Origin of the sequence: Klebsiella sp. GW_Kp182 (assembly GCF_040062275.1) — a bacterium.
GTDB classification, from domain to species: domain Bacteria; phylum Pseudomonadota; class Gammaproteobacteria; order Enterobacterales; family Enterobacteriaceae; genus Klebsiella; species Klebsiella michiganensis.
Genome location: NZ_JBEAFQ010000001.1, coordinates 386,523 through 398,795, shown reverse-complemented (window position 1 = coordinate 398,795; position 12,273 = coordinate 386,523). Strand labels below are relative to the sequence as shown.

12 protein-coding genes are annotated in these 12,273 nt (G+C 59.7%); 5 read left to right on the top strand and 7 right to left on the bottom strand.

The window, feature by feature from the left end:
* Positions 1 to 6: 6 nt before the first annotated feature.
* From argE to ABLU88_RS01885, 5 genes are all read right to left on the bottom strand, one after another.
* Positions 7 to 1,176, bottom strand: coding sequence for an acetylornithine deacetylase (gene argE, locus ABLU88_RS01905; protein ID WP_122117285.1), 1,170 nt, complete (start codon positions 1,174 to 1,176; stop codon positions 7 to 9).
* On the bottom strand, positions 1,169 to 1,843 hold the full coding sequence (locus ABLU88_RS01900; RefSeq protein ID WP_348836127.1) for a DUF1028 domain-containing protein: 675 nt from the start codon (positions 1,841 to 1,843) through the stop codon (positions 1,169 to 1,171). The genes argE and ABLU88_RS01900 overlap by 8 nt, the downstream gene beginning before the upstream one ends.
* Positions 1,840 to 2,274, bottom strand: a complete 435-nt coding sequence (locus tag ABLU88_RS01895) for a RidA family protein (protein ID WP_004139129.1) — start codon at positions 2,272 to 2,274, stop codon at positions 1,840 to 1,842. Before ABLU88_RS01895 ends, ABLU88_RS01900 begins: the two co-directional genes overlap by 4 nt.
* 23 nt (positions 2,275 to 2,297) lie before the next feature.
* The gene (locus ABLU88_RS01890) at positions 2,298 to 3,557 is read right to left on the bottom strand and encodes an NAD(P)/FAD-dependent oxidoreductase (protein ID WP_025107957.1); all 1,260 of its coding nucleotides are present in this window, start codon (positions 3,555 to 3,557) and stop codon (positions 2,298 to 2,300) included.
* 169 nt (positions 3,558 to 3,726) lie between these two features.
* A complete protein-coding gene (locus ABLU88_RS01885; protein ID WP_009653045.1) occupies positions 3,727 to 4,644 on the bottom strand; it encodes a LysR substrate-binding domain-containing protein in 918 nt (305 codons plus the stop codon).
* Between the two features lie 487 nt (positions 4,645 to 5,131).
* Here ABLU88_RS01885 and ABLU88_RS01880 point away from each other — a divergent pair, with 487 nt between their 5' ends.
* The 4 genes from ABLU88_RS01880 to ABLU88_RS01865 are packed head-to-tail and all read left to right on the top strand — an operon-like array spanning position 5,132 to position 9,142.
* Entirely contained in the window at positions 5,132 to 6,652 is a 1,521-nt protein-coding gene (locus ABLU88_RS01880; protein ID WP_004850401.1) for an amino acid ABC transporter permease/ATP-binding protein, read from the top strand.
* A gap of 27 nt (positions 6,653 to 6,679) precedes the next feature.
* Positions 6,680 to 7,552: a phytanoyl-CoA dioxygenase family protein gene (locus ABLU88_RS01875; protein WP_004850399.1), complete on the top strand. Its 873-nt coding sequence runs from the start codon at positions 6,680 to 6,682 to the stop codon at positions 7,550 to 7,552.
* 23 nt (positions 7,553 to 7,575) lie between these two features.
* Positions 7,576 to 8,406: an ABC transporter substrate-binding protein gene (locus tag ABLU88_RS01870; protein WP_064381163.1), complete on the top strand. Its 831-nt coding sequence runs from the start codon at positions 7,576 to 7,578 to the stop codon at positions 8,404 to 8,406.
* 4 nt (positions 8,407 to 8,410) lie between these two features.
* The gene (locus ABLU88_RS01865; RefSeq protein WP_046877239.1) at positions 8,411 to 9,142 is read left to right on the top strand and encodes a class II aldolase and adducin N-terminal domain-containing protein; all 732 of its coding nucleotides are present in this window, start codon (positions 8,411 to 8,413) and stop codon (positions 9,140 to 9,142) included.
* A 156-nt stretch (positions 9,143 to 9,298) separates the two neighbouring features.
* Here ABLU88_RS01865 and ABLU88_RS01860 read toward each other — a convergent pair whose 3' ends face one another.
* Positions 9,299 to 10,798 (bottom strand): aldehyde dehydrogenase family protein, encoded by a 1,500-nt coding sequence (locus tag ABLU88_RS01860; protein ID WP_049082367.1) that lies wholly within the window; start codon positions 10,796 to 10,798, stop codon positions 9,299 to 9,301.
* 235 nt (positions 10,799 to 11,033) lie between these two features.
* Between ABLU88_RS01860 and feaR the strand changes: the two genes are divergently transcribed.
* Positions 11,034 to 11,942 (top strand): transcriptional regulator FeaR, encoded by a 909-nt coding sequence (gene feaR / locus ABLU88_RS01855; protein ID WP_025107961.1) that lies wholly within the window; start codon positions 11,034 to 11,036, stop codon positions 11,940 to 11,942.
* Here the strand turns inward: feaR and ABLU88_RS01850 are convergent, their stop codons facing one another.
* A complete protein-coding gene (locus ABLU88_RS01850) occupies positions 11,943 to 12,266 on the bottom strand; it encodes a YdbL family protein (protein WP_004850377.1) in 324 nt (107 codons plus the stop codon). It lies immediately after the preceding gene.
* Positions 12,267 to 12,273: the final 7 nt, after the last annotated feature.

Sequence of the window (12,273 nt, the reverse complement as noted above, 5' to 3'; positions counted from 1 at the left end):
GATAAATCAGCGAAGAGAATCGGAGGGATCGGCGCGCATCCAGGCGCAAAGGTTTTCCAGCATCGCCATACAGCGTTCGGTCTGGGGGATACTGATATATTCGTCCGCCTTGTGGCCCTGCGCCATGCTGCCCGGCCCACAGATCAGCGTCGCGACCCCCGCCTCGTCAAACAGGCCGCCTTCGGTACCATAGGCGACGGTGGTGAAATCATCGCTGCCGCACCACTGCGCCAGCCAGCGGGCGAACTCTGACTGCGGGTCACTCAGCAGCCCCGGATAGTGGCTCAGCGTTTGGAAATGAATATCGCTGCGCTGCGCCACCTTGCGCATCGCCGGAAGCAGCTGCTCGCGGGCATAATCGCCCAGGGCGTCGGTCACGGCCTGCGGGCGCGTGCCGGGTAAATAGCGAATTTCAAAGTCGAACCAGCAGGATTGCGGAACGATATTCAGCGCCGCGCCGCCGTGAATCGTCCCCACCTGCAGCGTGCCCGAGGGCGGCGAAAACCGGCTATCCTGCTGCTGCGCAAGGCTTTCACCCAGCACGTCCAGCCGGGAAATCAGCCTTGCCGCGTAGCTGATCGCGTTAACCCCTTCCGGGGCGTAGGCCGAGTGGCAGGCGTGCCCTTCCACGCGGCAGCGCACCGCGAGCTTACCTTTATGGCCGTAGACCGGGCGCATGTCGGTCGGCTCGCCGATAATGCACAGCGCCGGTTTCCCGGCGGAGGCGCGGAGAAAATCCACCAGGCTGCGCACGCCCAGGCAGCCAACCTCCTCATCATAAGAGAATCCCAGGTGCAGCGGCATCCGCAGCGGCGCGGCAAGAAACGCCTCCAGCGACGCCAGCACGCAGGCGATAAACCCTTTCATATCCGCGCTGCCGCGACCGTAGTAGCGCCCGTCACGTTCGGTAAGGGCGAACGGCGGCACCGTCCACGCCTGACCATCCACCGGCACCACGTCGGTATGGCCGGAGAGCATCACCCCGCCGGGGCCGGTTGGCCCAAGGCGGGCATAGAGGTTTGCCTTGCGCCCTTCGTCGTCATAAAACAGCTGCGACGTCACGCCGCGCGCGCGCAGAAAGTCGCCGATCCAGGCAATCAGCGCCAGATTCGACTCGCGGCTGGTGGTATCAAACGCCAGCAGCGCGCCGAGGATCTCACGCACGCGGTTATTCATCGCCCGGCACCCCGTAGGTCGGCGCTTCGCGCGGGTCAAGCGCGCGGGTGATGTACGCTTCCATCTGCGGCTCGTAGGCCAGCCACAGCGCTTCCAGCGCCGCTACCGGGCGTTCTTCCGCCCAGTCGACGCGTAAATCCACCACCGGCCAGGCGTAATCCTCCACGACTTTAAGCGCCGCCGAGTGCTCCGGCCCGGCTTCGCCGCCCGCATCGATACCCGCCTGCAAAGCCGCGATCAGGCGGCTGGCCAGTTCGCCGCTGGCGGCTTCGAACGCCGTCGTCATGGCGGTAATCACCTGCGGGTTGGCCAGCATATTCCCCGCCGCCACGCAGTTCTCGCCCTGCGCCAGCTGCCAGATGCCGAGCGTATGTTCGCCGCTGAACACGGCGCTCTCGCCGCTGGCGTCGATGACCGCCACCTGGCGATAATCGCTAAACCGGTCTTCGCCCAGCGCCTGCGTCAGGGCCTGCTGCGGCGTGAGCCCCGCCTCAAGCCCGGCAAGGATCTGCGGTCCGAGCGCGGGCAGCGTGATGTTCTGGCTGGACACCGCGCCAACTCCCGCCAGCAGCCACGGGCAGCGAGCGCCGACGGCAATGCTGGATGAGCTAATCGCAATGCCCAGTTGACCCGACTCCGGGCACAGGGCGGAAATAGAGAGGGTCATGGTGCCTCCTGCGCATGCCAGTCGTCAGGGATCACCGCCGTAACGTCAATTTCCATCAGCCACTGCGGCTGCGCGAGAGCCGATACCACCACGCCGGTCGAAATGGGAAACACGCCTTTGAGCCATTTCCCCACTTCCTGGTACACCGGTTCGCGGTAGCGCGGGTCGATCAGATAGGTCGTCGTTTTCACAATATGCGTCAGATCGCTGCCGGCCTCTTCCAGCAGCTGTTTAACGTTCTTCATCGCCTGTTCTGCCTGGGCGCGCGGGTCGCCCAGCCCAATCAGATTGCCGTCAAAATCGGTACCCACCTGGCCGCGAACGTACACGGTGTTTCCCGCGCGCACCGCCTGGCACAGATCGTTATTGAGCGTCTGATTGGGATAGGTTTCTTTGGTGTTAAACATCCGAATACGGGTATGGGTTGGCATAGGTTGCGTCCTCAAATCAGGCATTAGCAGGAAGGTTGATAGCGTTGATACTGGCGCTGAATGGCAATCTGGTCGGCGATATATTTCGCATCGTGCCAGACGCCCCAGATAAAGGTTGAGCCACGGCGGGAGAGCCACGGCAGACCGAGGAAATAGACGCCCGGTTCGCTGGAAACGCCGCGATGATGCTGCGGGCGCTGCTGTTCATTAAAGGCGTTGACCTTCAGCCAGCGGTAATCGGTGGTATAGCCGGTAGCCCAGATAATGCAGCTCACCCCCGCGGCTGCCAGGTCGAGCTCGGTGAGGGGCTGGGTCAGGCAATCGGGGTCGGGCAGGAAAAAGCGCGCTTCCGGCTCTTCCGGCAGCGACAGCCCGTTGCGAGCGATATACTCATCCGCGGCGTCGAGCAGCGCCAGATAGGAGGCGTCGCCGAGACGAATGTTGTCCGCCAGATCGGCACGGAAAACGGCTTTGCCCTCGGTAAAGCCGTGCGTCTGTCCGACCAGGGTAATTCCCTGGTGCGCCAGCTGGCGAAAATCAACGGTATGACCGCCGCGCGCGCCGCTGACCGCAATCGTCACGTGCTCTTTGCCGGGCTGATTGGCCGCCGCATCCCACAGCCCTAACACCCCCAGCCACCAGCAAAAATCGCGCTGGCGGTAGCGGCGCGGCGGGCGATCGTGCGCGCCGACGGAGAGCCATACCGCGCGCCCCGCCCGGCGGAGCTCATCGGCGATTTGCACGCCGGACGACCCCGCGCCAACCACCAGCACGCCGCCTTCCGGAAGCTGCTGCGGGTTGAAATAGTGCGCAGAATGAATCTGCTGTACAGCGCTATCCTGCGGCGCGATGGCCGGTATCACCGGGCGCTGGAACGGCCCGGTAGCGGCGACGATACGCTGCGCCTCAATCACGCCCAGTGACGTTTCCACGCGAAACCCCGGACGGCCGTTTAAGCGCTCGGCGCTAAAGACCTCAACGCCGGTTTTGATCGGTGCATTAAAGGTTTTGGCATACGCGGCGAAATAGTCGGCGATTTGCTCTTTGGCGACAAAGCTGTCGGCGTCGCAGCCGGGAAAGGTCATGCCGGGAAACCGATCGTGCCAGGCCGGGCCGTTGGCCACCAGCGAATCCCAGCGGCCGCTGCGCCAGGCCTCAGCGATGCGCTTTTTTTCCAGCACCAGATGCGGAATGCCGTGATGCGTCAGATGCTCGCTCATGGCGACGCCCGCCTGCCCCGCGCCTACCACCAGGGTATCGATCTCTGTAATCTGCTCTGTCATATCTGTGTCCTTCAAGCACGGTTGTCCGGCTTATCCGCCGGGATTGACAGAACTCAGGTTAAGTAAGTGTGATGAAATGGTAAATTATTATAAAACGATCGTCTGAATAGAAATTTACGAGGCTGAATAACGCGACAAGAAAATAACGCTTGCGGCCGCGTTAATTAAATTACGCGTGCTGATGCGGCGTTAATTCTATGCTGCGGCAATAATCCATAAATAGCTGCGTCGGACGCGTGGGTTCATTATTGGCAAGATGCGCCATAATTAATGTCGATGCGGGCATTTCGTCGGCAATATCCAGCTGCACCAGCTTTTCGCCGTCATAGGTCATATCGCACAGCGGACGGGTAACCAGTACCGAAAAGCCTAATCCCTGCCCGACCATACAGCGCACCATTTCTATGGACGGCGAACTGTAGGCCACTTCCGGGTGATAACCTTTCTCTTTAAATATCGAGACAAAATAGTTTTTGCTGGGGACCGCATCGAGCAAAATCATCGGTTCCCGGCTTAATTCCTGGAGCGTGACGCATTTTTTCTGCGCCAGCGGATGAGAAGCGGGCAGCAAAGCATAGGGTTTATGCGGGGCGTTCAGCAGCTCTTTATGAATGGAGTGACCCAGCTCAAGGTCGTAGACCAGCGCCAGATCGAAGCGCCCGCGGTGCAGACCGTGCATCAGTTCATGCTGTTCGCCGTCGTAGAGCTGGAGAGTGATTTCGGGATACATTTTTTTAAATCCCGCCACCAGTTTTGGCATATACAGCGGCGCGACGGATTCAAAGCAGCCGACGGAAATCGTCCCGGATACCAGCTCTTTATCCGCCCGCGAGTTCTGCTCAAACTCATACGACAGCCGCAACAGCTCTTTGGCTTTATCGTAGAAGCGCCGCCCGCTTGAGGTCAGGGATACGCCCTGCGCGTGGTGACGAATAAACAGCTGCTGGTCGAAGGTACTTTCGAGGTTTTTAATCGCAATAGAGATCGACGGCTGGGCAATGTGCAGCTGACGGGAAGCCTCAGCGATACTCTCCGTTTCCACCACCGTCACGAAATATTTAAGCTGTTTGAGGGTAAATCGGTTCATCGCTTCACCATTGATAAAATATTGTCTTATTACGAACGGGCTTAGTTTTACGATAAGCAGCCTGCAAGCATCGTGCCATGCCGTTTGCGCTTTACCTCGTCGGCAAATAGCCGCCGTTTCTATTTAATAACCCGCCCTCTTTTTTTGCCTGATTTCGCGTATTGCACCATAAAGCATCGCCCTGCACCTTATTCGCCCGCGGCGCGCCCCAATATTGCACAAATTGTCATTTTACGAAAAATCAGGTTTAAAAATAAGGGTGATTGTTTTTAAGTTGTTTCAATGCTGTTTCTCATTAATTGCGTTAAATTCCCTGAGGTTAATATAGCTGTATAGTTTTTTTAAACTTAAAGGCCAAAAATTTACTAATTGCCACCGGTCGAAGAGTGCCAGCATAGTGTCATGGCAAGATGAACGCCGGCGGCTCCCCATTTTAGAACAGGGGAATCGCCTTAATTTCCGTTAATTATGGCGAGTGAAATAGCCCATGACGTTTAACTGGAACTATATGTTAAGCCTGCTCAGCGATGTCGATTTCTGGCAGGCCACCTGGACCGTCATCAAATTAAGTTTGCTGACCTGGGCTTTCAGTATTGTGCTGGGGTTTATTCTGGCGCTGGCCAAACAGTCGCCGCGCAAGCTGTTTAACGCGCCTGCCCGCCTCTATATCTGGCTGTTTCGCAGCATGCCGCTGCTGGTGCTGCTGATTTTTGTCTACAACATGCCGCAGGCGCTGCCCGCCTTCGCCCCGGTGCTGAACGACCCGTTCTGGGCCGGACTGCTGGCGATGGTGCTGAGCGAAGCCGCCTATATTGCTGAAATTCATCGCGGCGGACTGCTGTCGATTCCGAAAGGACAGAGCGAAGCCGCCCGCGCGCTCGGGCTGCGCTATGCCGGCACCCAGTGGCGTGTGGTGATCCCGCAGGCGCTGCGCGTCGCCCTGCCGGCGCTGGCTAATGAGTATATCGCCATCGTCAAGCTCAGCTCGCTGGTGTCGGTTATCTCCCTGACCGAGATCTTAATGGTCGGCCAGCGCCTCTATTCGCAGAATTTCCTCGTCATGGAGACCATGGCGGCGGTGGCGTTTTACTACATCCTGATCGTCACGGTGTTTGATTTCCTGCTTAAGCGCCTCGAGACCTGGCTCGACGTCACCCAGCGTAAGACCACGCGACCGGTGGATGAAGAAATGCAGCAGCTGGCTACCGCGCGGCGTCCGGCAATGGCCCGCAGCGTTAGCGTCGCGCAGGAACCGGCGCTGCAGGCGTCAAAGCTGCATAAAGCCTATAACAATGTCGAAGTGCTGGGCGCCGTCAGCCTGCAAATTCAGCCCGGCGAAGTGGTCTCCGTCATCGGCCCGTCCGGCTCCGGTAAAACCACGCTGATCCGCCTGTTGAACGGCCTTGAGCAGATTGATAACGGCGAGATCAAAATCAACGGCCAGCCTTTTATTCACCTTGACCGCCAGGGGCAGCAGAAGCCGCGTTTTATGGAGAACAGCGAGCATCGCCAGAATATCGGCATGGTCTTCCAGAGCTTCAACCTGTTCCCCCACCTGACCGTACTCGGCAACCTGCTGCTGGCGCCACGCTATCACCATCTGGCCAGCGAAGGCGAGCTGAAGCAGCACGCCTGCGAACTGCTGCATAAAGTCGGCATGCTGGAACACGCGTGGAAATATCCGCATCAGCTTTCCGGCGGCCAGCAGCAGCGGGTAGCGATTGCCCGCGCCCTGATGATGCGCCCACAAATTATGCTGTTCGATGAGCCCACCTCGGCGCTGGATCCGGAAAAAGTTAACGAGGTTCTGCAGGTTATCGAATCGCTGGCCCATGAAGGCATCACCATGGTGATCGTCACCCATGAAATGAACTTCGCCTTTAAGGTTTCCGATCGAATTGTGTTTATGGAAAAAGGACGCGTGGTCTGCGACGACACGCCTCAGGCAATGCGCGACGGCCAGCATCCGCGCGTGGATGCCTTCCTGAAAGATGTCTCTTTGGCTTAACGCCTCCGTTCCCGAAAGGAGAAAAATATGATCGCGCAGTGGCAAATCGAACAGTTTCATCAGCAGGGTTTTCTGGTTGTCGAAGAGGTGCTTTCCGCCGAGGAAGTCGCGCTGCTGCAGGCCGATTTCGACGCCTGGGTCGAAGAGAGCCGACAGCATAGCGAGGTGTGGGGCGAAACCCTGGACGGTCGGCCGCGTTTCGACCTCGAAAGCGACCACGCGCCCCATCATCCGTCGCTGCGCCGTGTGAGTTCCCCCACGGAGATTTCCGCCGCCTACCGCCACGCCGCGCTTGATTCGAGAATGGCGGCGATTGCCGGCCAGCTGATCGGCGGCAGCGGGACCCGCTTCCATCACAGCAAAATCAACTCCAAGCTGCCGCACACCGCCACGCAGGTGAAGTGGCACCAGGATTTTCTGTTTACCCCCCACAGCAACGACGACATCATCACCGCCCTGCTGATGGTCAGCGAAGTGACGCCGGAGAACGGTCCGCTCAACGTGGTGCCGGGAAGCCATCGGGGGCCGCTGTGGTCCCACTGGCAAAACGATCGTTTTACCGGCGCCGTGGATCGGGAGGTTGAAGCGACCCACTGCCAGCAGCCGCAGGCCTGTTTTGGCCCGGCGGGATCGGTGTGCTTTATGCATACTCGTCTGCTCCACGCCTCCAGCCCCAATGAAACCGACCTGCCGCGGACGCTGTTTATCAGCGTCTACGCGGCGGAAGATGCCCTGCCGTACGGCGAAAATCCGCTGCCCAGCGCGCACGCCGGGCAGATGGTTGCCGGGGAAGAGAGCGGCCTGGTGCGCAGTACCGTGAATCATTTACGCCTGCCGCAAAAACCGCGCGGCGCATCCTTTTTCGTCCAGCAGGCCGGTACCGATCGCGCCAGCATGTAATTTGCCCACTCTCTGGAGGTTGTATGAAACGTTTTAAAGCTTTCCGCCCTGCTGCCCTGCTCCTTTGCACCGCTGGCGCCCTGTCGTCCTTTAGCGCCCAGGCCTTCCAGCAGCCGGGGAAAATCACCGCCGGTTCGGATATGACCTTTTTCCCGTATGAATATATGGAAAACAACAAGCCCGCCGGGTTCGATATCGAGTTTCTTGCCGGGCTGGCGAAAACCATGGGCCGCGAGGCGGTGAATATTGATACCCGGTTTCCGAATTTGATTCCGGGCTTGCAGGGCGGACGCTTCGATATCACCAACTCGTCAATGTACATCACCGCCGAGCGTCTGAAGGTTATCGATATGGTGCCCTATCTGAAAAGCGGCGAAGCGATCCTCGCGCTGAAAGGCAGCGACTATCAGCCGAAAACGCCGGAAGAGTTTTGCGGCCACAAAATTGGTTCAATGGGGGCGACGTCATGGCTGGCGCAGCTGCAAAAGCTCTCCGCCGACTACTGCGTGAAAAAGGGCCTGAAGCCGATAGCGCTCAGTGAATACACCACAGACCCGCAAACCACCCAGGCGCTGCTCTCGCGGGCGGTTGAGGCGCAAATCACCGATGCGGCGGTGGCGCGCGGCGTGATTGATAAGCTTGGCGATCGGGTGACCATCTCTTCCGAAACCTTGATCTATCCGGTGCTCAACGGCTTTGGGGTGAAAAAAGGCAATAGCGAAGTGAAAACCGCGCTGGAGGAAGGACTGAAGAAATACAGCGCGACGCCGGAATACGCCGCGCTGCTGAAGAAATATAACTTCCAGGCGCCGACGCCAGAGGATCTGCAGACCCTGATGCCGAAAGCGGAGTAATCATATGGCCCGCTCTTATGAAGAACAGACGCGTATCGACCTGGCGGCGACCTTTCGCATTATCGCCCATCTCGGGATGCACGAAGCGGTGGCCAACCACTTTAGCGCGGCCATCTCGGCGGACGGCAAAAAATTCCTGCTGAATCCAAAGTGGAAACACTTTTCGCGCATCCGCGCCAGCGACCTGCTGCTGCTGGACGCCGATGATGAAGCCTGCGCCCGGCGAGCGGACGTGGACGCCACGGCGTGGGCGATTCACGGGCAGATCCACCAGCGCCTGCCGGAGGTGCGGGTGGTACTGCACCTGCATCCAGTGTATACCACCAGCGTTGCTTGCCTCGAGACGCCGCATATCCCGCCGATCGATCAGAACACGGCGCGCTATTTCAATCGGGTAGCCGTCGATAGGTTATACGGCGGCATGGCGGACACCACGGCGGAAGGCGCGCGTCTGGCGGCGCTGCTGGCCGACAAGCGCCGGCTGCTGATGGGCAACCACGGCGTACTGGTGACCGCGCCGTCGATTGGCGAGGCTTTCGATGATATCTGGACCCTGGAGCGCGCCTGCCAGATTCTGGTGACCGCCTGGTCAACGGGGCAGCCGCTGAAAGTGCTCTCCGATGCGGTGGCGGAGAAAACCGCGCAGGACTGGGAGGGGATCGCCGACTTTTCACGCCAGCATTTTGCAGAGATGAAGCAGATGATGATCGACGCCGACCCGTCCTTGCTGGAGTGACGGTTTACTCCCGGAGAAAGGCGCCACCGGGCATACGGAGATGAGCCGGATTTGAGGTATCGAGGCGCGGATTTTGCCGCAGGACTGGCGACAGAATCCGCAAGTTACTCGCTTGTAGCCCCGGTAAGGCGCCAGCCGCCACCGGGGAACAGGCGGCTAGTAGCGTACGCAGACCGACTTTGTTTCGCACCAGTCGTCCAGCCAGTCGGGGCCGAAATCGCGGCCGGTACCGGACTGCTTCATGCCGCCGAACGGCAGGTTGGCGTCGATCAGCGTATGGCTGTTGACCCACACCGTCCCCGCCTGCAGGCGATCGGTATAGCTCAGCGCCTGGCTCAGGTCGCGGGTCCAGACGCTGGCGGTCAGGCCAAAATCGCTGTCGTTGGCCAGGCGCAGCGCCTCTTCCCCGTCGGCCACGCGTACCAGGTTCACCACCGGACCGAAAACCTCTTCCCGGCTAAGGCGCAGCCCGGCGTCGGGATTAATCACCAGCGTTGGCGCAATATAGTAGCCCTGCGCATTCGGCCCCACGTTACCGCTAATCAGCTCAGCCTTCTGCTGACGGGCTTCATCAAGATAGGCCGCCACTTTTGCGCAGTGCGCCTGCGACACTACCGGGTTAATCTGGCTGCTCTCGAGCATACCGGGCCCGACCTGTAGCGACTTCACCGCCTGCTCAAAGCCGCTCACCAGCGTATCGAACAGCGGCGCTTCGATATAAATTCGCGAACTGGCGGCGCACACCTGCCCCTGATTCAGAAAGCTACCGGTCATTAATCCCTCAATAACCCACTGCGGATCGGCATCTTTCAGCACGATGGCCGGGTTCTTGCCGCCCAGCTCCAGCGTGACCCGGGTCAGTCGGTCAGCGGCCACGCGGGCAATCTGTTTACCGGTAGCGGTCGATCCGGTAAAGCTCACCTTGGCGACCTGAGGATGCGAGGTCAGCGCCGCGCCGCACCCGGCGCCGCTGCCGGTCACCACGTTAAAAACGCCGTCCGGTACGCCGGCCTCGGTTGCCAGTTCCGCTACCCGCAGCAGGGTCAGCGGCGTGGTTTCCGACGGCTTAATGACGATCGAGCAGCCAGCCGCCAGCGCGGGCATCACTTTCCACATGCCGATCATCAACGGGAAATTCCACGGCACGATCCCGGCCACCACGCCCACCGGCTCTTTTTTGGTCCACGCCTGATAGCGTGCGCCCTGCGGGAAGGGGATCGATACGTCGAGGGTGCGGCCGCTGATTTTAGTGGTCAGTCCGGCGGTATAGCGCATCCAGTTCAGCGTGCAGCCCACTTCAAAGGCGCGGGAAATGTTAATCGATTTCCCCTGTTCAAGGGTCTCCAGCTGCGCCAGCTCCTCGCCGTGCTGCTCCACCAGATCGGCGAAGCGCAGCAGGATCCGTTCGCGGTCGGCGGGCGTCCGCCCTGCCCAGCTGCGGGAAACGAAAGCGCGCCAGGCGGACATCACCGCCCGATCGACATCCGCGGCGTTAGCATCCGCGGTGCTGGCGATAGCCTGACCGGTGGCCGGATCCCAGACGGTTAAGCGCTTTTCGCTCTCTGCCGCCTGCTGCGCACCGTCGAGATACAACCCATGCTGTCTGTCTAAAAACTGCTGCACGCTGGCGAGTAGCGCGACCTGTGATGTGGACATACCCCTTCCTTATTGTTCACGGATAGTGGTTTCAGTTTATGCCGGGGTCGCGATTCACGCTTTTTTCTCTGTGACATTCGCTGTTGCCGCTGTGACAGGCGCCGCAATTAAGTTGATGAGGCGGACAGAAAATGTGCAGCAGGTAATAGTTCTTTCATATACTCCGCCGTTGACCCTTGCCTCCGGCATCATAAGTGCAACAATGCAAAAACATTATTATTACAAGGGATGCGCGATGAGTACGGCAAATCGTGGGCAGAACTACCAGCATTGGTTAGCAAAAATCAATCAGGTCTGCGGGCAGTTTGCCGCCCGTCCGCTGGCTGATAATTTCCACGGTGAGATCGACGCCAGCTATGCCGGCGACCTGAAAGTCAGCACGGTGACCGCCTGCGGCATTAATCTTTACCGCACCCGACAAGAGATCCAGCGCGATAACGACGCCTGGTTTTATACCGTCTTCCAGCTCGCGGGCCAGGCAACGATCGAGCAGGATGGCCGCCAGGCGATGCTGGAAAGCGGCGATATCACCCTGATTGACGCGTCTCGTCCCTGTTCAATTATCTGGCAGCAAACCTCGCGTCAGGCCTCCCTGCTGCTGCCAAGATCGCTGCTGGAGCAACAGCTGCGCGGCAGTGAAATCAGCATCGCTACCCGGCTGGCGAAAAGCCTGCCGATGGTCCAGCTCAGCCAGCGCCTGCTGCATGAAAGCATGAACAGCCCTGAACTCTCGGCCAGCGAAAGCAAAGCGGCGCTGGAGGCCATCGTCTGCCTGCTGCGCCCGATGCTGCATCATCAGGAGGCCCAGCCGTCCCGGCGCGATAAGCAGTTTCAGAAAATCATGGCGTTAATCGATGAGTCGATTCAGGCGGAACATCTGCGCCCGGAGTGGCTGGCCAGCGAAACCGGCATGTCGGTGCGCAGCCTCTATCGGCTGTTTGCGGAAAAGGGGCTGGTGGTGGCGCAATATATCAAGAATCGTCGGCTCGATTTGTGCGCCCGCGCGCTGCAAAGCGCCCATGATGACGAAAAGCTGGCGGGGATCGGCTACAGCTGGGGCTTCAGCGATCATAGCCATTTTTCCACCGCCTTTAAGCAGCGCTTCGGCGTCTCGCCGGGGGAGTATCGCAAGCGCTGCCGATAGCTATTTTTTCAGCCATTTGCCGTTAAGGCCCTTCACGTACTCGCCCGGCTGCGCCCTGGCGACCAGCTTCTGACCGGCCATTTTCGCCACCTGATCCACCGGTAGATTATTGTCATCCGCCAGCTGCTGATAGCTGTCGCTGCGGGCGGCGTTGATCTGTTTCACCAGCTCAAGGGTTTCTTTATCCTGACGCAGCGGTTCAAGATAGCCGTTGAGGGTTTCGCCGACCCGCCCCTGCTGGCGAGCCTCATTCAGGGTCAGGGCCTGCGCCTGAGCGCTGAACAGCACCAGCGCCAGCGCCGCGGTTACCAGTCGTATTCTCATCATCGCC